This is a genomic window from Clostridium sp. Marseille-Q7071, assembly GCF_965112025.1.
This window is the reverse complement of the sequence record NZ_CBCOPR010000001.1, coordinates 1,376,856-1,399,650: the sequence shown is the minus strand read 5'-3', so window position 1 is coordinate 1,399,650 and position 22,795 is coordinate 1,376,856. Positions and strand designations below refer to the sequence as shown.

Sequence of the window (22,795 nt, the reverse complement as noted above, 5' to 3'; positions counted from 1 at the left end):
TTCCTCCCCACTGCCTATAAATTCTACTCATTATATAGATAGTTAAAACATATGGTGGCATTAAGCCACCATAATATGTTACATAAAATATTTAACTAATAGTTTACTTCCAATCCATGCGCCAATAAATATAAATATCCAATACATCCAGCCATGAAGAGACATAGATGCAATTCCACTAAATAGCGCTCCTATATTACATCCGAAGGAAATCCTTGCACCATATCCCATTAAAAGTCCACCTAGTACTGCTGCTATTACTTGTTTCCATGATTTTATTTTCTTTATTTTAAATTGAGATGCAAGTAATGTAGCTAAAAATGCACCAACTATAATTCCAATGTTAGAAATAGAATGAGGATCATTTAAAAAACCTGCACTTAAAGCTGCAGCATGACCTTTTTGCTGAAAGTAAAACCATTTTTCTGGATGACCACCTATTAATTGATATAACCAAGCTCCCCAATAAGAAAGCGGAGTTGTTACTCCCCACGCCTTACCAGTAGACGCAAACATTGCAATATTTATAAGTGCTAAAACAACTGCTCCAGCAGTATATGACCATGGGTCTTTTAAAAACTTCTTATAATAAACATTCTTTTTAATATCCATAAAATTCACCCCATATTAATTTTTAAGGGAAAACTATTTTGCCTTTTCAATATAAACTTCCCATTGACCGTCATCTACTTCTTCTATATCAACATTATGTCCTTCTTTTCTCGCCCACTCCGGTATATTTTTCATAGCACAACTATGATCTATTTCAACTATAACAACCTCTCCTACTTTCATATTGTCCATTTTCTTTTGAGTTTTAATTAGTGGTACTGGGCAAGCCTCACCTAAACAATCTAATCTTAATTCTGCCATAATAAATTCCTCCCTTTAATTATTAATTTACTTAAAATTTATTGTAATTTTTAATTACTCATTTGATTTCCTATTTCCAAACCAGTCTGCAAATATATAAATTCCTAGTAATAGTGCAAATTGTAAAAATATTGCTAATGGCCATCCCATTACATCTGGTAAAAATACACCTTTTTCAGGCATAAATGTCTCTGACCACCACCCAAAATTTTTTGCTCCCCATAGTGATCCGATAATAAAAAATACCAGAGATAACATTTGCATTGTAAAACCTTCCCCAACCCTCATTAGAGTACCTGAAGCACATCCCCCTGCAATTACTGCTCCTATCCCAAACATAATAGCACCAACAGCTACATGTACACCTATGGGTGATATATTTCCAGGCACCGGTGTCCCTTTTGAAGCTGCTGCATATTGTATAGCAGCAAATCCAACTGTAGCAGTAGCAATTGCGATTACAACTGCCTTAGTTAACGAAGTTCCTCCCGTTAGAACTGGATCTCTCAATGAAGCTGTAAAACAAAATCTTGATCTTTGAAGTGTAAATCCTGCTGTAACACCAAAAACCCACATAAGAGCAGATTTAGGTGAATTGTTAGCCATAAAGAATCCTACTCCTCCAATAGCAATTAAAAGTGCTACTCCAAAAGGAATTTGATTTACCTTCTTCTTTTTTGGTTTTCTAGTTATATTCGTTTTAATTTCAGCCATTTTTCCACCCCCTTAAATTAAGTTAGTTAATTAACAAACTTAACGATAATTAATTAACTAATTAAAATATTTAAAATATTTACACTATAATTTTATAACAATTATCTACTATTTAGTAATTAGTTTTTCTAATACATGATTAATATTTTTTATATTTATGTAGAAATATTATTACAACTTATAATTTAAATAGTTATAAATTTCACTAAACAATGATAATTATAGATATAGAAGTTATAAAAATTAACAAATTCATTAAAATGATTATTATTTTTTTACTCTTTGAATTCATAGCCTATTAAATTCACTTTGTATAATCTAAATATTCATTCTATAAATTGAACTAATAAAAGTAAGATAACTATATGATTATATTCATTGACTTTGAAATATCTATATACGCTATCTCTTGTGTATGTAGAGAATTCGCTTTTACAATGATAGGTTAATTTATTAACAAGTTATGCTTTATATATGACACTATAAAAGTTATAATAAGATTGTATATAGATACGCCATCTTAAAGGTTAATGTGTAATTAAATATAGTTCCCGTAAACTTTTCAATTCAAAACTTTAATAAACGAAGAATCAACAAAATTTAAGGTGCAATTTAAATCTTCTTCCATAAAAGAAAAGTATTCATAATTATCTAGATATATATTTAATAGATATTTATAAAGTACTAAAGAATAATAGTTATTTCATCTATACATTAATATTAGAATTTGTATATCTCTTTTCAAGAAGCCATTCTTTTAAACATTAAAGTGGTTTCTTTATATAAAATAAAGAAAGGTGGGTACTTAAAGTGAACATAAACTACTTTATCTCATTTATAGAAACAGTAAAACAAGATAGTATATCAAAGGCATCAAAAAAACTTCATATGACTCAATCAGCTTTAAGTCAACAGCTTCAAGCATTAGAAAAGTCTCTTGACTCAAAACTTTTGATACGTAGTAATAAAGGCGTAGATTTAACTGATGAAGGTGAGATAGTGTTAAGTTATGCTGAGACCCTAGTAAATCTATATGAAAATATGGTAAAAGAATTAGATCAGTGCAAGAACTCACTAATTCAAGATATAAAAATATCTACCTGCAATAGTGTTGGAGAATACCTCCTTCCTTGTACTTTACATTTATATAAAAAGAGCCATGATGATGCTAGGTTTGTTTTAAAAAATGAACATACAAAGCGAGTAATAGAGCATGTCTTAGATTGCAGTGCTGATATAGGATTTATAGATTGTGAAATAAATATAGATGGTGTGGAATGCTTTAACATATGCAATAATAATCTATTATTTGTGCATTCAAGTAAAATTGATATGGAAAAAGATTCTATCTCTTTAAATGAAATTGCTGCTCTCCCTCTCATAATAGGCTCAAAAGGAAGTGGCATAAGAGACTCTATTGAAGATATGTTTTCAAATATTACTGGAACAAAAAAAAAGGTAAATATTGAAATGGAGCTTGATACAATAGAATCTATAAAAGCCTCTGTGATAGCAAATCATGGTGTATCAATTCTTCCTAATACTTCTGTAAAACAAGAAATCCATTCTGGTATTTTAAGGACTTTACCTATAATAGATGCCAAACCTAAATGTAAGATATGCTTAATATCTTCAAAAAGTAAAGCCTCACAACCGCATATAAAAAACTTTATACAATATATAATGAAATATGGTAGAGAAACTTTTTGTTAACATATAAAACTCATAACTGTAGAAATTTACAGCTATGAGTTTTATTATGTTCTATCCAACTTATTAAAATATAATAGCAAAACTTTTTATTAACCTAATTTTTTAATAGTTATTTCCCATATGCCATCCTCTTCTTCAACGGTTATTTCACAATTGTATTTTTTAAAGCCATCTTTAAGTCCTTGAGGTGTACAACTATGATCTGAAATTACAGTTACACATTCTCCAATACCTATTTTTTTATATTTAATTTGTGCTTTTACTACTGGCACAGGACAGATATAACCAACACAATCTAAAAATTCTGACAATTATACCACCTCATCATTCTTTATAATTTTTCTATGTATTTTTTCCACTAAATATTAACTTACTAGTATTATGATATTGAAAGTATAATAAATTATGTGCTATATTTTTATCTTAACATTACCTCTTCAAGATTAAAATATATTATTATACCTTAATTAAAATACAGATAATTATATCATATATATTAAGTAAAAAACTCCTATCAATTTATTGAATTTCAATAAATTGATAGGAGTTTTTTATTATAAAATTTTATTATAAACCTTTTTCAACTTTAATATTTATTTCTCTAATCTTTCTTATTTACAAATAAAGTTCCATCATCTTGAATTTCTGCATAATAAACTTCATCTATAGATTTTACTCCAAAATTCTTTAATTGTTTTTCTAACCACTTTTTAGTAATATTTACTTCTTTTAAATTGTGTTCTACTATAGAGCCATCAGATATTAACTGCGTTGGTAGATACTTTTTAGGTGTAGGCTTTATTTTCATATCTTCTTTAGCAACTTCTTGATAATCATGCTTTTTAAGTACACTTAATTTTCCATTTGGTTCTAGAATAGCATAATCAACTTCACTGACAGAAAATATACTTTGCTCTCTAAGCATCATAGTTAAATCTTCCACATTCATTCTCAAATCAACCATTACTTTTCTAATAATTTTACCATCTTTAATAACAATACTTGGCTCCCCATCAATTATCCTTCCTAATTTATGACATTTAACAGTAATATATGCAGTTGCTTCTGCTAAAATACACCACCAAGCTAATCCTATTATTTCATCAATAAAAGGTTCATTATCTACAGTTATAATATTTGCTACAATGGAACCAATGGTTATACCTGTAACATAGTTAAAAAATGATAGTTGGCTCATTTGCTTTTTTCCAAGCATTCTAGCTAATATAAGTAGAGACAAAAAAGATAAAGTTGTTTTTAAAAGTAATATTAAGATCTCCATAAAACTAACGTCCATATTAGACACCACCTAAAATTTAATTTTAATAAGTTCTATATATAGATAAACCACATAAAAAGTTAATTGTTTTTTACCAATAATCTAATTATTAGTTTCTTCACCTCTAAGAAACAGTAATAAATCCCTTTGGGCTCCCCCTAAGATGCAGTATAGTTTAAGATAATATTTAAAAGTTAAATCTAATTAATATTTAAACTTCTCTTTTATAAGAGAAGTTTTGAATTTATTTCTTTTTAAAATGATAGAATCATTTTTATTGAAAAATCTATTTTAAGAAATTAATTTCCACCATAATTGTCAATTGTCCATTCTCAGTTCTCCATTGGTTAAAGTTACAAATTAAAATAGTTAATCGCATAGTTATTAACTATACATTAACTTTTAAGATAGTTTATCTGTAATAATAGTATGTCTATTCTAAAATTAAATATGTAACTCTTTACTTGAAATTATAAATCTTAGTAAGATATCAGATGTAGTTATATACTTCACAATAAAATACAAATTAAGGAGCCACCTTAATAATTAGAGGTGACTCCTTAACTTATTTACATATTGATAATAATTAACTTAAAGCATTGTGCTGAATTTTAATATACTCTTCAAGCTCATTAAGTGATGATGTTATAAATTCATATATAACATATTCAGGATTTATTAATTCAACAAGTGATTTTATACCTTTATTTGAAAAAGGTTCATGTTTATCTATATTAATAATATGCCTATGTATATTTTCATTCATTTCCTTTAAAGTCAATTTATTTTTATTATTCTTTTCTATCTGTTCTATAATATATTTCCCTGACAATGAACAATTAAGATGTATACCTTTAATAAAGTTTTTTAAATCTCCAAGATCATTAACTACTTTTAATAAATACTTAATTCCCTGCTCTTCATCTTCTAAATGATGGTTAGTGTTCATTAAATGTGCAGTATCTAGCATAAAACCTTTATTTGAATAATTAATCTTTTCTAATAAAGTTAATGCCATGTTTTTATCTAACATAGTAAGACCCGGCCACCATAAATTTTCAAATAAAAGTTTTATGTTTGTGTTTAATCCCTTAAAAATTTCATTTATTAATTCTGCTGTAGCTTCTATAATTTCATAATCTGAATAAGTAAAATTATAGCTATAAGCATGCTCTAACTCTACATGAGAAACATGAAAAACTACATATTCTGCCCCAACTCTATCTGCAATTTCCATTTCTTTTCTATAATTCTCTACTATAATGTCTTTTTTTATATCTCCATAATATTTTTTAATACTATCTATATCTCCAAACTGCTTTAAAAGCTCTTTTTCATTTTCGTTCCAAAAACCAATCCAGCTAGGATAATATGATAGGTGAATTCCCTTAATAACATCTTTAGAAATTGTTTTTTTCTCCCACATTATAGGCTTTAATAATTCAATTCCATCTATATCATTTTTTTCTAAGAATTCATCTAATCTTTTATAATCACAATTGAATCTTTCAGTATCATATTTATATGTAGAGAAATTAATAAGCTTTAGCAATCAACTGAGCCTCCTTTATTTTTTTCTGTTTTTTCTCTATTCTTCTCTACTATTTTATTAAATATATAGTCATATCCGTTTTGTGAATGCGGTATCATACAATTACTACAGTCCTTAACTCCATTAAAATTAGTGTTATTTCCACCACATTCTTCAAGAAAATAAAGTGGACAATAGCAAAATAGACAGTTAAACTTCTCCTCATCTTTTACCTTATGGCAAGGAAAAAACTCACATTTTTTATGTTGAAAAAACTTATAATTTTCACTCATTTATATATCCCCTTTCAGTTTTAAACTTCTTCTTCAATATTTCCTTCTATTTCTAAATAAACCTTTTTTAATTCTTCTAATTCTTCTTTTGTAGCATTATAATAACCTCTTTTACTACACTCCATTAAAGTTTCTACCATGCTTAAATAAGCCCACCTATTATTTTCTATCAAAGTTTTTTTCATTTCACTATTCTTTATATAAGTCTCTTGCATACTACTAAATATCCAATTGTTTACTCGATTAGTGGTAGCAGCTAACCCTAGTATATTTTCGAATCTTTCACTAATTTTTTGAACTCCATGATATTTATGCTGAAGCATTCCAGCAATCCATTTAGGATTTAAAAGCCTGGTTCTTACCCCTCTTTCAATTGACTTATCAATACTACCTGTCTCTACTCTTTCTCCTGTGGTATCACTTATATAAATCTCTACTTTTCTTCCTTTTGCAATTTCTACAGATTTTGAAAGCCCTCCGAAAAATTCATAATAATGGTCAAGATCTGTAACTTCATATTCATGATTACTTCTAATTTGTGATACTACATCCACTGCTGAAAGGCTTTTTTCCAAAAGACCTTCAACTTCCTTTCCACTGTAGCTGTTATTATATACATATTTAAGACTGCTTAGATACGTTTGTCCAATTTGATTTTCATCTTTCCAGTTAGATGTTTCAATAAGTTTAGTTACATTTGTTCCATAGGCACCTTCTGCTGGTCCAAATATTCTAGAATAACATAGTTCTTCTGCATCTTTTTTACTATATCCTTTCGAAATCAATTCTTTATATATTTTCGTAGAATTTGCTTTAAAATAATTTTCTTCATCACTTTCTTTCAGTTCCCAAAGAATTTTAAAAATTTTATTTAAGTCATAGATTAGATTAGGGAACATATCTCTAAAAAATCCACAAATATTTATAACCACATCTATTCTTGGTCTTCCTAATTCTTCTATTGGAATTATCTCATATTCTGGCATAAAAATATTTTTATTGCTTTTAACTCTTACACCAAGGTAAGTTAGTATTTGTCCTATAGTTTCACCTTGAGTTCTCGAAGTCTCAAGTCCCCATAAAACAACTGCTATACTTTTAGGATAAATCCCACTTTTCTCTTTATAACATTGAATCGTATTTTCTGCAATATTTTTTCCTTACATACAAGCTGAAACTGTAGGAACAATTCTTGAATAAAATTGATAAAATGAACTATTACATCTGCTTTAAATTCTTCTCTTATATATTTATAAAAAGCAATATATTGATGATGAAGACTCAATTCTTTATCATGATAAGCTTTTTCAGGATTTTCATGTACCCCTCTACTAGGTTGAAGACCAATAAATATATTTCATTAATAATACCTAGTACTGGCATTTTATCTTCAAGCACCATTAAATTTCCAGATGGTGTTTCCCAATCCTCAATCATTTTTTCTAAGCTTTTAAAATGAGTTACTCCTCCATGCATTGAAATAAAAACCATATCAGATTTTTCAATTTTTTCCCTGCAAATTTTATATTTTTCTATGTTATTATCCATTTTATAGCTACCTATGAAATCTATACCAATACTCTCTTTATAATGTTTTTTAATAAATATATTGGTTTCCTTTAATTTATACGTAGAATCAAACCCTGACATTATAAAAATAAGCCTAAACATTTTTAATTCCTCCTGATAGTTGTACCATTATTAATATAAATCTATCTACAATAATCTCAACTACTTCTTCAACAGATTTATCTTTACTATAGTCTAATTTAAATATTTTAATTAAGCTATTTTCTATGTTAAACTTTTCTAATATCCTATTTAAGATTTCATTTGCCCCATTTATAGCTTCACTTGATGATAACAGTCCCCAGTCTAATTGATCCATAATATGTACATATAATGAAGTTAATATTACTAAATCTTCTCTTCTATCTATTATGTGAAGATTATGTATGAATTCTGGTTTTGCAAGCTGTTCTTTGTTTTCTTCACTTAAATATTCACAATATATTTCTTCATACTTATTCCATATCTTGTTTTCATCAATACCAAATCTCTTCACTCTTTTCAACATACTATGTTGGCTTTCAGCACATAATCCAGTCTGTAAAAAAAGTGCTTCCTTTACCGCCTTTTTTACTGCAACTCCAATTAATTCTCCTAACTTGGAATGCTTGCCGGCATTTGTTAATTTAATCTTTGATCTGCTATTACAAACAATAATAGTTCCATCTGTTCCAGATCCAGTAGCAATTCCTCTTGAATAATTGCTTCCTGCCATCAGTTCCTGAAGTGCTGCAGTTTTAGCTTCTGTACAGGTTACTAATGCTCTAGTCATTGTTTCAGGTGGCAGATTTCCATCTATCACTAAGATAATGTTTATTGTTCCATGTTTTATCATTTCAACTTTACAATTTTTCTCATAATATGAAGCAGGATCTCCAACTCTTCCACCATTTACTTCAACCCCACCTGTAACTATTGCTGTTACTGTAACCTCATCAAAGCTTTCACTCTTAATAGACAGATTTTCCATAGACGCTGCAGTAGAAATTCCTGCAGTTTTTTTAGGATTCAAACCCAATTGTTCTACTATTAAATACATATGCTCACTATAAGTAGGTGCCTTTAATTTGCAAGCTATACCTGCTCCAGGATTCTCATCATGATTAAAAACAGTCTTTAGATCTTCTCTATATCCTCCATTTATAGGAGATGTACTTAGAACCTTTCTATCATCTTTAAATTGAATAACTATATTTTTATCATATTTATGTACTTTATCACCTGTAGATAATGTGTATATCATCAATATAAATCACTCCTTGGAATTTCATTTTCGCAATATCTATCTTTCTTAACGCTATAAAAGTTCTCTATAACTTTGGCTATATTGTCACAATGTATTAATCTCTTGCTTTTATCTCCATAAATTTCAATACTTTCAAATTTATCTCTTAGTGTAAAAACTTTTTTCCCTTTATTTAAAGCATAATAAATTAAATCTAGATTTCTTTTATTTATCTCTCCTATTGGATAGCCCGAATCTATTACTATATCTATTTTGTCAATGATGCTTAAAGATTTTGCAAATGAAATGTCATTTATAGCTTTAAAAGGTTTTTCGCTTTGTATGTCAACTCCTATGGTTCTTGCTATTTCATAATCAATATCATTCTCATGTATTATTCCTGTTGATACCCCAATACTATGTTTTGTTAATGCTCTATATATAGGAGCACCATATCCACTTCCTCCAATAACAAATACTTGTGGTTTTAATTTATTCGAAAGTTCTATTGAGCCAAGTAAATTATTAAAGCTTGCATCTTTTATATCATATAATTTTTTAATTATATGTTCATTTACCACATCCTCTGGTACACCATAAGCTAAAACTTTATTATCTTTTACAAGAATTACCTTATCACAACTCTTTATTGCAATATCAATTTCATGTAATGATAAAATAACGGTAATTCCTTTTTCTTTGCTTAATTTCTTAAGAATATCAATGAGCTCTAATCTATGACGTATATCAAGATGAGTGGTAGGTTCATCAAGAATAATAACTTCCGGCTCTTGAACTAAAGCCCTCGCAACAAGTATTTTTTGCTTTTCTCCATCACTTAGTTCATCAAAATATCTTTCTGCTAGTTTTTCTGCATTTACAGTTTTTAAAGCCTCAAAAACCTTTTCAGTATCCGCTTCAGACAAGCGCCCAAAAAAACCAGTATGTGGATATCTTCCCATTGATACAACCTCATAACAAGTCATTAATCCACCCTCAAATTTTTTTGTCAAAACAACGGCTAACTGTTTTGATAAATCTTTTTTACTTATATTTGAAAGTTTTTCTTCTTTTATATATACTTCTCCTTTAACAGGCTCAAGCAAGCCTGATAAAGTTCTTAAAATAGTTGTTTTACCAGCACCATTTGGACCTAAAAAACACACTACCTCTCCTTTTATCCCACTAATATTAATGTTTTCAACTACTGACTTCTTTCCATAACCAGCAAAAAGATTTTCAGTTTTTAAAATGGTCATAGTGATGTCCTCCTTTTTAATATAAGGAATATAACTATGGGAGCTCCAATAATTGATGTTACAGAACTTATCGGAAGCTCTACCGGTGCGAATATTGTTCTTGCTATAAGATCACAAATACAAGTAACAACACCGCCTAATAAAATTGTTCCAGGTATTAAAACTTTATTATCAGATGTTCTAAAAATAAGTCTTGTTATATGTGGAACTGCTAATCCAATGAAAGCCACTGGGCCTGCAAAAGCGGTTACTACTGATGCAAGTATACTTGATATAATAACAATAGTAATTCTAAATGCTTTTATTTTCACTCCCATACTTTTTGCATATTCTTCACCTAATAAAAAAGCATTTAAAGGTTTAACTATAAAAAGTGAAGATAGAATTGTAGGAATTCCCATGGCCATTAATACTTTTATACTTCTCCAAGTAAAGCCAGAAAAACTCCCCATTCTCCACAGTGTAAAGCCCTGAAGACGTTCTTTATCAGCAAAAGCAGTTAAAATACTTGTAACTGAACTACAAAGATATCCAACCATCAATCCTATTACAAGGAGAGTTATTATACTTTTTACTCTACCTGCAAATAGAACCACTACTAGCATAACTAGCAGTGATCCTATAAGTGCTGCAGTAAATAATAAAAATGGAGATATACTCTCAAAACCAAATTTTACTCCACCTAACATTACAAGACCTACGCATAAAGTAGCCCCTGAAGATACTCCAAGCACATATGGTTCAACTATTGGATTTTTAAAAAATATTTGAAGTAAAAGTCCAGATACTGCAAGAGCTGCTCCACTAATCAATGCCGCTAAAGCTCTAGGAAATCTTATATCCCACACAATATCATAAAAGGTACTGTCAGTAGCTGCATGATTAAATAATATATTAAAAACTTCATCTAATTTTATTTTCACAGAACCAAATCCTATACAAAATCCAAAAATTAAAATTAAACTAATTATAAGTAAGGAAAAAATTATATAATACCTAGCTTTTATCTTTTTTAAAAAATCCATAAGTCCTCCCCACATTTCTAATATTAAAAATTTATCTATTCATATTTAATATAATGTTTTATTTCCTTATTATCTTTTTGATTATGGAATATATTAACAAGGTCTATTATTAGCTCATCAACCTTATCTGTTGACTGCCAATAATCTGGGTGAAAGCACCAAACGTTCTTATTTTTTACTGCGTCCAATTTTTCAAGAGTTGGAGCTTGCTCAATTATAGATTTAAGAGTTGGATTCCACTGAGACGTTGAAGAATAGATAAGTATATCTGCGTCTTTTGATTTTGCATAAAATTCCTCAATACTTATTTTGCCATTTCCTACACCTAAATCATCAAATATATATTCACCACCAGCCATTTTAATCATTTCTGCAACATATGAGCCTGATTTTGGAACATACACCTCTCCTTTACTTATAAATCCCCATGCTATCTTAGGTTTATCCATATTAGCAATTTTCTCTGTTTCTTTTTTTACTGTCTCTATAGCCTTATTAAAGTATTTTTCTGCTGCTTCTTCTTTATCATAGAATGCGGCAAGAAATTTCATCCACTCAACTCTACCAAAAGGACTTTCCTCAAGATATTCATTATCCACAGCATAGTTTATTTTTAACTCATCAAGTTTTTCCATCATAGCTTGTTGTCCAGCTGGTCCTGAATATACAAACACTATTTCAGGCTTTAATGAAGAAATCTTTTCATAATCTGGCGCCTTACTATTACCAACAAAAGCTATTTTGCCACTTTCTATATTTTTTTTCACTTCTTCTATTTGCCATTGATCTGCAGCACTTGTAACTCCAGATATACTTGATAATTCATTTATCGGCCTTAATAGACAAGCTTGGGTTGTGGATGCAGTAAGAACATTTTTTATTGGGGTTTTTATTGCTACTTCGTTCTTATACTCTTTTGGGACAGTTTTTCCATCTGGAACTAAAATAAAAGTTCTTTCATCTCCGTCTACTACTTTTTTTAATCCACCTTTAAGGTATTGTACACTAAATGATTTTGTATAAAGTAGTGGCATTTCTGTCCTTATGTTTAAAGTTTTATTCTCTTTATCGTAAGTAACTCTGGCGTCCATTGATTCATTTAAAAAATCAATTGGAACATATATATCCTTATTTATAACTTTAGGCATATCGCTCATTGTTACTTTAATTGAATTAACATAAGCATCCTTACTAGTTGAATCCACCTTTACCGTATCCTTATCCTTTGTTATATTAGCATTATTTCCTTCTATGTCGCATTTACCACCTAAAAATTCAAATGCTTCTTTCAAAGATACGTAAACTTTTTCATTTTCAATTTTAGTACTAACTGTGTTTTTAGTATGATTACTATCAATTATTAATTCAACTTTATCACCCTTCTCTGTATTATTGGAGCATCCAGTAAATACTACGAGTAAAACTGTAACTAGCATAATTAATAAAATGCACTTACTATTTTTTTTCTTAGATTTTAAATTCATAAGTCTTCCCCCTATAATATAAAATTCTTTAAGATATCTTTAAAAAATAACTAGTTAAAAATTCAATAAATAACCATCCCATTTATTGATTACCTCAATGCAAAATTTCATAAAACATACGAAAATAACTAGCCAAAGATATTGTAAATATTTTCCATCATATAAGGGCACCAATTTCATTGTTTATTTATATTAACAATAAAATTAGCGGGTGCAATATAATGTAAAATATTCCAACATAATGACTAGTTACTTTGTTGAAGATATCTTATATATAAATAAAAACTCCTAGAGGAGTTTTTTGCAATTTAATGTAAAACATTTTATTTAAAATGCTTTACTATGAAGAACAAAATATTTTCCCATCGAAAACTATGTCACCCATTAGGCAGGTCTCCTGACTTATAGATTTATTTCATCTTACCTTCCCGAAATACTTTCAGTGGTTATTAAGACTTTTTCCTATTTACAGTAGCGTGGGCTGTAGTGGGCTTTCACCACTTTCCCTATTAATTCTATTAAGAAACCTAATGTTACAATATTAAATTTTAGAACAAAGTAAATTTATAAATATTTAAAACTTTATTTCATATTATTTTTATTAAATAAAAGAAAACTATGACCTTTATTTATTACTTAAAACATATTTTAGTAGTAATTAATTATTTTTGAAGATGGCTAAGATTTGTATAATTTCCTAGTAAATAAATAAAGCCTCCGTAAAACGGAGGCTTATAATACTATTGTAATCACATAAAAAACAACATAACATGTAAAAATTATAAAATATAAAATTTACAACTATTTATCTGTTATATTCTATGGTTTTACTTCCCTCCGAAGTCCATATACTGATTTAGGTAGGTCTCCTGGCTCACGGGTCATTCTCCACCATCCTTCCCAGATTGCTCCAGTGGATTTGGTTTTGTCTCCGTCTACAGTAGCGGGGGCTGCAGTGGATTTTCACCACTTTCCCTATTAAACCTTATTAAGGTACCCAAAACGAAATATTTAATTTTATATTTACTACCTCAGTCATTATAACAGTTTATTCTGTATATTTCAACAATTTCACCATAAAATTATATTAGTACATAAATGATCTCTTGTGATATCTATTTAATTTTCTACATATTTTGATATAAAAGGATATTATAAGTATGCTGTTTTATACTTTTTAACTTATAGTTTTCATAGAAAATTTCATTGCTAAATGTTGAAATTAAATTAGTTATATATAATTTTTTCTTCTTATTAACTTTTTACAAGAAACTTTTTATTATTAAATATAAATCAATATTTAATAATAAAAAAACATATTTATAATAGCATTAATTACATATACCTTAAATATATTGACAAATATGTAATTTTTCTATCACATCTTTTAATATTTTTATTATATTATTATTAGAGATACTAATTAAGCTTTACAGTTGCCATAGATTTGAATTTCATATAAAACTTTCATTTCTTTTGTTAACTGAACTTTATAACCTTAATTTCTTGCCTTTATATATTTGAAATAATTATTTCAAAGTTATATTAAAATAAAAAACTGATATACGAGGTGTTAAATATGTCTGAAAATAATAAATATACTCAAGAAGTTAATACTGAAAAAAAATCTAATAATAACAATAGCAACAATAAACGTCCTGAAAAAAAATGCAGTGACAATTGTGGTAAAATAGTTGTTTATACTGATGTAGTAAATATTAATATTAATTGTTGTAGAAACTCTTAGTAAAAAACACTATTATATAATTAGATTTTTACTTCTAAAATTAATTGTTAATATAATTAATAGTGGTGATTTTAATGAGTAACTCAAATAAATCTCATGATAATGATAAGGATAAAAATAGTAAAAAATATACTTTTTTCTGTAAAGAAAATGATAAAGTAAAAATTTATACTGATGTAGTAAATATTAATATTGGTTGTTGTAAGTAAATTGAAATATGTTTAGATATAAATCTAGAAAACATCTTTTTGATTTACCAAGTCTCTATATTTTTTTAAATATAGAGGCTTTTTTAATTCCTGGAGTTTGATCCATAAATCATAATTTTAGTTATATAAGTTTAGATAAAGTTTTTATATTTTAATATTGTTTTTTTAATATATCTTTATTAATTTATATAATTATCCATTAATAGTTTTTCATTAATGCTATTTTTTCTTTTACTAATATATTAATACATAATCTCCAGTAAATTACTGGTTATAATTAACTATCATTTAATAGGAATTTGAATAGACTACAGTAGAGTTAGTTACTTTTAAAGTGCTAAATTTTAAACTGTTTAAATAACGAGGAGTGAAAATTATATTATGAGTACTGAAAAAATGAAAATTGATGAAACAAAACTAGAAATAGGACAAGCTTCCAAAAAAACCAGGAAAAATTAAGTAATCAAGAAAGAAAAGAAGCTAAGCTAACTGAAAAAAATTAAAATTAGATAAAGAAAATGAAATAATTATGAATGAGATAAAAGATTCTGTGAAAAAACTTACTGATAAAAAACTTGCACTTGAAAAAGAACTTGCAGAAACTGAGGAAAAGCTAGCAGAGCTAAAAAGAAAAGAAGACGCTTTAAATAAAGAAAATTCAAAATTAACTAAAGAAAATGAAGATAAACTAATGAAACAACAAATAAAAGAAGATAAGTTAAATAAGAAAAAACTAAAATTAGATGAAAAAAGCGAAAAGAAATTAATGAAAGAAAGCGAAAAAGAAGATAGATTAAATAAAAAAAGAGAAGAAAAACTGATGAAAGAACAAGAAAAGGAAAATTTACCAGATAAGGATGCTGTAGAAAAAATAATTTAAAATGCATTAATTACTTTTAAAATATATGAAGTTTAAACTAGTGAAACAATTTTAGGAGGGAATATTAATATGGCTAATAAACAAATAAAAAATTCTGAAAATATAATTGATAAAACAAATCTTGAAATAGAAAAAGATCTTATAGAAACTGAAGAAAAACTAAGAAAATTAAAGAGAGAAGAAGATAAGCTAAATGAAAAAAATTTAAAATTGGCTAAAAAGAATGAAGATAAAATAATGAAACAACAAAGAAAAGAAGAAAAGTTAAATGAAAAAAATCTGAAACTAGATGAAAAAAATAAAAAGAAACTAATGAAAAAAAATGAAAAAGAAGCTAAGTTAAATGAAAAAAATAAAAAACAGCTACTAAAAGAACAGGAAGACGAAAAATTATTAAATGAAAAGGATAAAGAACAACCAATTAAAGAACAAAAGCCTGAAAAACTCTTAATCGAAAAAATTAAAGAACAACCAATTAAAGAGCAAAAACCTGAAAAGCTCTCAAGCGAAAAAATTAAAGAACAGCCAATTAAAGAACAAAAGCCTGAAAAGCTCTCAAATGAAAAAACTAAAGAACAACCAATTAAAGAGCAAAAACCTGAAAAACTCTCAAACGAAAAAATTAAAGAACAATCAATGAAATAACAAAAATGAGAAAAATTATTAAATGAAAAAATATTTATAAATAATATAAAACGCGACAGCTAGCTTTAAAATGTATTAAATATTAGGAGGTAATATTAAATGGCTAATAATGAAATAAAAGAAATAAATATTGTTGAAAATAAAAATTCTAAGGATATGGTTAATAATGCAAATCCTGAAATAAATGAAATTCCTATAACCCCTGAAGAAATGCTTAAAATATTAGAAAGAAAAGAAGAAAAATTAAAAGAAAAAATGTTAAAACTAGCTAGAAAAAATGAAGAAAAATTAATGAAACTACAAGGAAAAGAAGAAAATGAAAAAATGTTAAAACTAGCTAAAAAGAATGAAGAAAAATTAGCGAAGCTAAAAAGAAAAGAAGAAGAAGTAAAGGAAATGAAAATGAATCTAGATAAAGCAATTAAAGATGGAAATGGCACTGCAAATCAAATCGCTAATTCAAACCCATATAGAAGTAAAGCATCTAATTACCACTCTCACTATTCTCATAATAATCATCATTACAGTAATCAAGACGATTTAGAATAGACCTTATTGATGATTCTAACGTTTATAACTATCCAATTCTAGATAATAGCCATTATGAAAATGGCTATTATAAAACGTAGCCGCTAGCTTTAAAATGTATTAAATATCAGGAGGTAATATTACTATGGCTAACAATGAAATAAAAACAAAAGAAACAAATATTGATGAAAATAAAAATCCTAAGAATACGGTTAATAATACAAATCCTGAAATAGATGAGACTCCTATAACTCCTGAAGAAATGCTAAAAACACTAGAAAGAAGAGAAGAAAATTTAAAAGAAAAAATGTTAAAACTAGCTAAAAAAAATGAAGAAAAATTAATGAAGTTAAAAGAAAAAGAAGAAAATGAAAAAATGTTAAAGCAAGCTAGAAAGAATGAAGAAAAACTAGCGAAACTAAAAAGAAAAGAAGAAGAACTAAAGAACAGAAAAATGAATCTAGATAAAGAAATTAAAGATGGAAATAACACTGCGAATCAAACTGCTAATTCAAACCCATATAGAAATAAGACATCTAATCATCAATCTCACTATTCTCATAATAACCATCACTACAGTAATCAAGACGATTTAGAGTAGAGCTTATTGATGACTCTGATGCTTATAGCTATTCATCTTTAGAAAATAACCATCATAAAGATGACAATTATAAAGCGTGATACACTTTAAAGTGTATTAAATTCAAGCTTCGCAAATAATTTATTAGGAGGTAAATAATAATATGGCTAATAATAAAATGAAAATAAAACAAGACGATTTAGCTATAGATCTTATTAATGATTTCGATGTTTATAGCTATTTAGCCTTAGATAGTGGTATGGATAATACCAATGATAATGACACTGGCAATAATAACGACAACCGCAATGATAATGATAACCACAACGAAAATGATAACGACAACGACAACGATAACGATAATGACAACCACAACGAAAATGATAACGACAACGATAACCACAACGAAAATGATAACGACAACGACAACGATAACGATAATGACAACCACAACGAAAATGATAACGACAACGACAATGATAATGACAACCACAATGAAAATGATAACGACAATGACAACGATAATGATAATGACAACCACAACGAAAATGATAACGATAATGACAACCACAACGAAAATGATAACGACAATGACAACGACAATGATAACGACAATGACAATGACAACGATAACCACAACGAAAATGATAACGACAACGATAACGATAATGACAACGACAATGATAACCATAATGAAAATGACAACGATAATGATAACGATAATGACAACCACAACGAAAATGATAATGACAACGACAACGATAACGATAATGACAACCACAACGAAAATGATAATGACAACCACAACGAAAATGATAACGACAATGACAACGATAATGACAACCATAACGAAAATGATAACGACAACGATAACGATAATGACAACCACAACGAAAATGATAACGACAACGATAACGATAATGACAATCATAATGAAAATGATAACGACAACGACAATGATAATGATAACCATAATGAAAATGACAACGACAATGATAATGACAATGATAACCATAATGAAAATGATAACGACAACGATAACGACAATGATAATGACAACCACAATGAAAATGATAACGACAATGATAACGACAATGACAATGATAATGACAACCATAATGAAAATGATAACGACAACGATAATGATAATGATAATGACAACCACAACGAAAATGATAATGACAATGACAATGATAACGATAATGACAATCATAATGAAAATGATAACGACAACGATAATGACAATGACAATGACAACGATAATGATAATGACAACCACAATGAAAATGATAACGACAACGACAATGATAATGACAACCATAATGAAAATGATAACGACAACGATAACGATAATGACAACCACAACGAAAATGATAATGACAATGACAATGATAACGATAATGACAATCATAATGAAAATGATAACGACAACGATAATGATAATGACAACCACAATGAAAATGATAACGACAACGACAATGATAATGACAACCATAATGAAAATGATAACGACAACGACAACGATAACGATAATGACAATCACAACGAAAATGATAACGATAATGATAACGACAATGATAATGACAACCACAACGAAAATGACAATCATAATGAAAATGATAACGACAACGATAATGACAATCATAATGAAAATGATAATGACAACCATAATGAAAATGATAACGACAACGATAACGATAATGACAATCATAATGACAATGATAACGACAACGATAATGACAATGACAATGACAACGATAATGATAATGACAACCACAATGAAAATGATAACGACAACGATAACGATAATGACAATCACAACGAAAATGATAATGATAATGATAATGATAACGACAACGATAATGATAATCATAATGACAATGATAATGACAACGATAATGACAATGATAACCATAATGACAACGATAATGACAATGATAATGATAACGATAATGACAATGATAACGACAATGACAATGATAACGACAACGATAATGACAATGATAACCATAATGACAACGACAATGACAACGATAATGATAACGATAATGACAATGATAACGACAACGACAACGATAATGACAACGATAATGACAATGATAACGACAACGACAACGACAATGACAATGATAACCATAATGATAATGATAATGACAACGATAATGACAATGATAACGACAACGACAACGACAATGACAATGATAACCATAATGATAATGACAATGATAACGACAACGATAATGACAACGATAATGACAATGATAACCACAATGACAATGATAACGACAATGACAATGATAACGACAACGATAATGACAATGATAACCATAATGACAACGATAATGACAATGATAACGATAACGACAACGACAACGATAATGACAACGATAATGACAATGATAACGACAACGACAATGACAATGATAACCATAATGAAAATGATAACGACAATGATAATGACAATGATAACCATAATGATAATGATAACGACAACGATAATGACAATGACAACGATAATGACAATGACAACCATAATGATAATGACAATGATAACGACAACGATAATGACAATGACAATGATAACCATAATGATAATGACAACGACAACGATAATGACAATGATAACGACAATGACAACCATAATGATAATGACAATGATAACGACAACGATAACGATAACGATAATGACAATGATAACCATAATGAAAATGATAACGACAACGATAATGATAACGACAACGACAATGATAACGACAACCATAATGAAAATGATAATGACAACGATAATGACAATGATAACGACAACGACAATGATAACCATAATGAAAATGATAACGACAACGATAATGACAATGACAATGATAACCATAATGATAATGATAACGACAACGATAATGACAATGACAATGATAACCATAATGAAAATGATAACGACAATGATAACCATAATGATAATGATAACGATAATGACAATGATAATGACAACGACAACGATAACGATAATGACAATGATAACCATAATGACAATGATAACGACAACGACAATGACAACCATAATGAAAATGATAATGATAACGACAACGACAATGATAACGACAACCATAATGAAAATGATAATGACAACGACAACGATAACGATAATGACAATGATAACCATAATGAAAATGATAACGACAACGATAACGATAATGACAATGACAACCATAATGAAAATGATAACGACAACGATAATGACAATGACAATGATAACCATAATGAAAATGATAACGACAACGATAATGACAATGATAACCATAATGATAATGATAACGACAACGACAATGACAACCATAATGAAAATGATAATGACAACGACAATGATAACGACAACGATAACGATAATGACAATGATAACCATAATGAAAATGATAACGACAACGACAATGATAACGACAACGATAACGATAATGACAATGACAACCATAATGAAAATGATAACGACAACGATAATGACAATGATAACCATAATGATAATGATAACGACAACGACAATGACAACCATAATGAAAATGATAATGACAACGACAATGATAACGACAACGATAACGATAATGACAATGATAACCATAATGAAAATGATAACGACAACGACAATGATAACGACAACGATAACGATAATGACAATGACAACCATAATGAAAATGATAACGACAACGATAATGACAATGATAACCATAATGATAATGATAACGACAACGATAATGATAATGATAACCATAATGAAAATGATAACGACAACGACAACGATAACGATAATGACAATGACAACCATAATGAAAATGATAACGACAACGATAATGACAATGACAACGACAACGATAATGACAATGATAACCATAATGATAATGATAACGACAACGATAACGATAATGATAATGATAACCATAATGAAAATGATAACGACAACGATAACGATAACGATAATGACAATGATAACCATAATGATAATGATAACGACAACGATAACGATAATGACAATGACAACCATAATGAAAATGATAACGACAACGATAATGACAATGATAACCATAATGATAATGATAACGACAACGATAACGATAATGATAATGATAACCATAATGAAAATGATAACGACAACGACAACGATAACGATAATGACAATGACAACCATAATGAAAATGATAACGACAACGATAATGACAATGACAACGACAACGATAATGACAATGATAACCATAATGATAATGATAACGACAACGATAACGATAATGATAATGATAACCATAATGAAAATGATAACGACAACGATAACGATAACGATAATGACAATGATAACCATAATGATAATGATAACGACAACGATAACGATAATGACAATGACAACCATAATGAAAATGATAATGACAACGACAATGATAACGACAACGATAACGATAATGACAATGACAACCATAATGAAAATGATAACGACAACGATAATGACAATGACAACGACAACGATAATGACAATGATAACCATAATGATAATGATAACGACAACGATAACGATAATGATAATGATAATGATAACCATAATGAAAATGATAACGACAACGACAACGATAACGATAATGACAATGACAACCATAATGAAAATGATAACGACAACGATAATGACAATGACAACGACAACGATAATGACAATGATAATGACAATGATAACCATAATGATAATGATAACGACAACGATAACGATAACGACAATGATAACCATAATGAAAATGATAACGACAACGACAACGATAACGACAATGAAAATAAAAACGAAAATGATAACGACAATGAAAACGAAAATGATAATGATAACGAAAACGAAAACGAAAATGATATAGATATTAGCAATGACTTTACTGTTACTAACGATAACAATAGTAATATTACCTTTAATCCAGTATTCTCACCAAAAATTATTATTAAAATAAATGGCAAAGATATTGAAGCAGAATGGTCTAAAGATGAGTTTGATAAAGAATATGATGAATATAATCACTTTAAAAAACGCAAAAAAGAATAAAGAGTAGTATACTCTAATAATTATTATAAAAATTCATTAATATTTAACCTCTATTTCTATTTCCATTTCCAAACTTTTGGCATAATATTTTTTTAATTTTATAATTTTAGACATGAAAATAGTCAATATTCTTGTTCTAATATTATTATTGTAAAATAATAAAGTAGAGCGGAATATTGACTATATTT

The 22,795-nt window shown here is 28.1% G+C and carries 22 protein-coding genes and 2 riboswitches; of the genes, 8 read left to right on the top strand and 14 right to left on the bottom strand.

Going from position 1 to position 22,795, the window contains the following annotated elements:
* Positions 1-78: 78 nt before the first annotated feature.
* The 3 genes from ACWPW7_RS06600 to ACWPW7_RS06590 are packed head-to-tail and all read right to left on the bottom strand — an operon-like array spanning position 79 to position 1,587.
* On the bottom strand, positions 79-612 hold the full coding sequence (locus ACWPW7_RS06600) for a YeeE/YedE thiosulfate transporter family protein (protein WP_291559617.1): 534 nt from the start codon (positions 610-612) through the stop codon (positions 79-81).
* 33 nt (positions 613-645) lie between these two features.
* Positions 646-873, bottom strand: coding sequence for a sulfurtransferase TusA family protein (locus ACWPW7_RS06595; protein WP_454052863.1), 228 nt, complete (start codon positions 871-873; stop codon positions 646-648).
* Between the two features lie 54 nt (positions 874-927).
* Complete coding sequence (locus tag ACWPW7_RS06590) at positions 928-1,587, bottom strand: YeeE/YedE thiosulfate transporter family protein (protein WP_454052862.1); 660 nt, start codon at positions 1,585-1,587, stop codon at positions 928-930.
* 810 nt (positions 1,588-2,397) lie between these two features.
* Here ACWPW7_RS06590 and ACWPW7_RS06585 point away from each other — a divergent pair.
* Positions 2,398-3,300 carry a LysR substrate-binding domain-containing protein gene (locus ACWPW7_RS06585; RefSeq protein WP_454052861.1) on the top strand — a complete coding sequence of 301 codons (903 nt, stop codon included), beginning with the start codon at positions 2,398-2,400 and terminating at the stop codon, positions 3,298-3,300.
* Between the two features lie 89 nt (positions 3,301-3,389).
* Here ACWPW7_RS06585 and ACWPW7_RS06580 read toward each other — a convergent pair whose 3' ends face one another.
* The 11 genes from ACWPW7_RS06580 to ACWPW7_RS06530 all read right to left on the bottom strand — a co-directional run bounded on the left by ACWPW7_RS06580 (position 3,390) and on the right by ACWPW7_RS06530 (position 12,965).
* On the bottom strand, positions 3,390-3,611 hold the full coding sequence (locus tag ACWPW7_RS06580; RefSeq protein ID WP_291579988.1) for a sulfurtransferase TusA family protein: 222 nt from the start codon (positions 3,609-3,611) through the stop codon (positions 3,390-3,392).
* A 290-nt stretch (positions 3,612-3,901) separates the two neighbouring features.
* Positions 3,902-4,597 carry a DUF421 domain-containing protein gene (locus ACWPW7_RS06575; protein WP_454052860.1) on the bottom strand — a complete coding sequence of 232 codons (696 nt, stop codon included), beginning with the start codon at positions 4,595-4,597 and terminating at the stop codon, positions 3,902-3,904.
* A gap of 568 nt (positions 4,598-5,165) precedes the next feature.
* Positions 5,166-6,131 carry a TIM barrel protein gene (locus ACWPW7_RS06570; RefSeq protein ID WP_454052859.1) on the bottom strand — a complete coding sequence of 322 codons (966 nt, stop codon included), beginning with the start codon at positions 6,129-6,131 and terminating at the stop codon, positions 5,166-5,168.
* Positions 6,125-6,403, bottom strand: a complete 279-nt coding sequence (locus ACWPW7_RS06565; RefSeq protein ID WP_454052858.1) for a cysteine-rich small domain-containing protein — start codon at positions 6,401-6,403, stop codon at positions 6,125-6,127. The genes ACWPW7_RS06570 and ACWPW7_RS06565 overlap by 7 nt, the downstream gene beginning before the upstream one ends.
* A 20-nt stretch (positions 6,404-6,423) precedes the next feature.
* Positions 6,424-7,554: a cobaltochelatase subunit CobN gene (locus ACWPW7_RS06560; protein WP_454055478.1), complete on the bottom strand. Its 1,131-nt coding sequence runs from the start codon at positions 7,552-7,554 to the stop codon at positions 6,424-6,426.
* A complete protein-coding gene (locus tag ACWPW7_RS06555) occupies positions 7,494-7,751 on the bottom strand; it encodes a cobaltochelatase subunit CobN (protein WP_454055477.1) in 258 nt (85 codons plus the stop codon). The genes ACWPW7_RS06560 and ACWPW7_RS06555 overlap by 61 nt, the downstream gene beginning before the upstream one ends.
* Positions 7,685-8,074, bottom strand: a complete 390-nt coding sequence (locus tag ACWPW7_RS06550) for a hypothetical protein (protein ID WP_454052857.1) — start codon at positions 8,072-8,074, stop codon at positions 7,685-7,687. Before ACWPW7_RS06550 ends, ACWPW7_RS06555 begins: the two co-directional genes overlap by 67 nt.
* Complete coding sequence (locus tag ACWPW7_RS06545; protein ID WP_454055476.1) at positions 8,067-9,215, bottom strand: adenosylcobinamide amidohydrolase; 1,149 nt, start codon at positions 9,213-9,215, stop codon at positions 8,067-8,069. Before ACWPW7_RS06545 ends, ACWPW7_RS06550 begins: the two co-directional genes overlap by 8 nt.
* Complete coding sequence (locus ACWPW7_RS06540) at positions 9,215-10,456, bottom strand: ABC transporter ATP-binding protein (RefSeq protein WP_454052856.1); 1,242 nt, start codon at positions 10,454-10,456, stop codon at positions 9,215-9,217. Before ACWPW7_RS06540 ends, ACWPW7_RS06545 begins: the two co-directional genes overlap by 1 nt.
* Positions 10,453-11,481, bottom strand: coding sequence for a FecCD family ABC transporter permease (locus tag ACWPW7_RS06535; protein ID WP_454052855.1), 1,029 nt, complete (start codon positions 11,479-11,481; stop codon positions 10,453-10,455). Before ACWPW7_RS06535 ends, ACWPW7_RS06540 begins: the two co-directional genes overlap by 4 nt.
* A 35-nt stretch (positions 11,482-11,516) precedes the next feature.
* Complete coding sequence (locus ACWPW7_RS06530) at positions 11,517-12,965, bottom strand: ABC transporter substrate-binding protein (protein WP_454052854.1); 1,449 nt, start codon at positions 12,963-12,965, stop codon at positions 11,517-11,519.
* A gap of 370 nt (positions 12,966-13,335) precedes the next feature.
* Positions 13,336-13,511: riboswitch (cobalamin riboswitch) on the bottom strand.
* Between the two features lie 296 nt (positions 13,512-13,807).
* A riboswitch (cobalamin riboswitch) is annotated at positions 13,808-13,981 on the bottom strand.
* Positions 13,982-14,544: 563 nt separating this feature from the next.
* Here ACWPW7_RS06530 and ACWPW7_RS06525 point away from each other — a divergent pair.
* The 7 genes from ACWPW7_RS06525 (at position 14,545) to ACWPW7_RS06495 (ending at position 22,607) form a co-directional block, all read left to right on the top strand.
* Entirely contained in the window at positions 14,545-14,712 is a 168-nt protein-coding gene (locus tag ACWPW7_RS06525) for a hypothetical protein (protein WP_454052853.1), read from the top strand.
* A gap of 74 nt (positions 14,713-14,786) precedes the next feature.
* A complete protein-coding gene (locus tag ACWPW7_RS06520) occupies positions 14,787-14,921 on the top strand; it encodes a hypothetical protein (protein ID WP_291559581.1) in 135 nt (44 codons plus the stop codon).
* Positions 14,922-15,450: 529 nt separating this feature from the next.
* The gene (locus tag ACWPW7_RS06515) at positions 15,451-15,801 is read left to right on the top strand and encodes a hypothetical protein (RefSeq protein WP_454052852.1); all 351 of its coding nucleotides are present in this window, start codon (positions 15,451-15,453) and stop codon (positions 15,799-15,801) included.
* Positions 15,802-15,870: 69 nt separating this feature from the next.
* A complete protein-coding gene (locus ACWPW7_RS06510; RefSeq protein WP_454052851.1) occupies positions 15,871-16,446 on the top strand; it encodes a hypothetical protein in 576 nt (191 codons plus the stop codon).
* A gap of 99 nt (positions 16,447-16,545) precedes the next feature.
* On the top strand, positions 16,546-16,995 hold the full coding sequence (locus ACWPW7_RS06505; RefSeq protein WP_454052850.1) for a hypothetical protein: 450 nt from the start codon (positions 16,546-16,548) through the stop codon (positions 16,993-16,995).
* A gap of 124 nt (positions 16,996-17,119) precedes the next feature.
* Positions 17,120-17,575, top strand: a complete 456-nt coding sequence (locus ACWPW7_RS06500; RefSeq protein ID WP_454052849.1) for a hypothetical protein — start codon at positions 17,120-17,122, stop codon at positions 17,573-17,575.
* 142 nt (positions 17,576-17,717) lie between these two features.
* Positions 17,718-22,607 carry a hypothetical protein gene (locus tag ACWPW7_RS06495; RefSeq protein ID WP_454052848.1) on the top strand — a complete coding sequence of 1,630 codons (4,890 nt, stop codon included), beginning with the start codon at positions 17,718-17,720 and terminating at the stop codon, positions 22,605-22,607.
* Positions 22,608-22,795 lie beyond the last annotated feature (188 nt).

What these genes read in the sequence shown, in the direction of transcription:
- ACWPW7_RS06600 (WP_291559617.1), bottom strand. Translation starts at nt 612, where the DNA reads ATGGATATTAAAAAGAATGTTTATTATAAGAAGTTTTTAAAAGACCCA.
- ACWPW7_RS06595 (WP_454052863.1), bottom strand. Translation starts at nt 873, where the DNA reads ATGGCAGAATTAAGATTAGATTGTTTAGGTGAGGCTTGCCCAGTACCA.
- ACWPW7_RS06590 (WP_454052862.1), bottom strand. Translation starts at nt 1,587, where the DNA reads ATGGCTGAAATTAAAACGAATATAACTAGAAAACCAAAAAAGAAGAAG.
- ACWPW7_RS06575 (WP_454052860.1), bottom strand. Translation starts at nt 4,597, where the DNA reads ATGGACGTTAGTTTTATGGAGATCTTAATATTACTTTTAAAAACAACT.
- ACWPW7_RS06565 (WP_454052858.1), bottom strand. Translation starts at nt 6,403, where the DNA reads ATGAGTGAAAATTATAAGTTTTTTCAACATAAAAAATGTGAGTTTTTT.
- ACWPW7_RS06550 (WP_454052857.1), bottom strand. Translation starts at nt 8,074, where the DNA reads ATGTTTAGGCTTATTTTTATAATGTCAGGGTTTGATTCTACGTATAAA.
- ACWPW7_RS06545 (WP_454055476.1), bottom strand. Translation starts at nt 9,215, where the DNA reads ATGATATACACATTATCTACAGGTGATAAAGTACATAAATATGATAAA.
- ACWPW7_RS06540 (WP_454052856.1), bottom strand. Translation starts at nt 10,456, where the DNA reads ATGACCATTTTAAAAACTGAAAATCTTTTTGCTGGTTATGGAAAGAAG.
- ACWPW7_RS06535 (WP_454052855.1), bottom strand. Translation starts at nt 11,481, where the DNA reads ATGGATTTTTTAAAAAAGATAAAAGCTAGGTATTATATAATTTTTTCC.
- ACWPW7_RS06530 (WP_454052854.1), bottom strand. Translation starts at nt 12,965, where the DNA reads ATGAATTTAAAATCTAAGAAAAAAAATAGTAAGTGCATTTTATTAATT.
- ACWPW7_RS06525 (WP_454052853.1), top strand. Translation starts at nt 14,545, where the DNA reads ATGTCTGAAAATAATAAATATACTCAAGAAGTTAATACTGAAAAAAAA.
- ACWPW7_RS06520 (WP_291559581.1), top strand. Translation starts at nt 14,787, where the DNA reads ATGAGTAACTCAAATAAATCTCATGATAATGATAAGGATAAAAATAGT.
- ACWPW7_RS06515 (WP_454052852.1), top strand. Translation starts at nt 15,451, where the DNA reads ATGAATGAGATAAAAGATTCTGTGAAAAAACTTACTGATAAAAAACTT.
- ACWPW7_RS06510 (WP_454052851.1), top strand. Translation starts at nt 15,871, where the DNA reads ATGGCTAATAAACAAATAAAAAATTCTGAAAATATAATTGATAAAACA.
- ACWPW7_RS06505 (WP_454052850.1), top strand. Translation starts at nt 16,546, where the DNA reads ATGGCTAATAATGAAATAAAAGAAATAAATATTGTTGAAAATAAAAAT.
- ACWPW7_RS06500 (WP_454052849.1), top strand. Translation starts at nt 17,120, where the DNA reads ATGGCTAACAATGAAATAAAAACAAAAGAAACAAATATTGATGAAAAT.
- ACWPW7_RS06495 (WP_454052848.1), top strand. Translation starts at nt 17,718, where the DNA reads ATGGCTAATAATAAAATGAAAATAAAACAAGACGATTTAGCTATAGAT.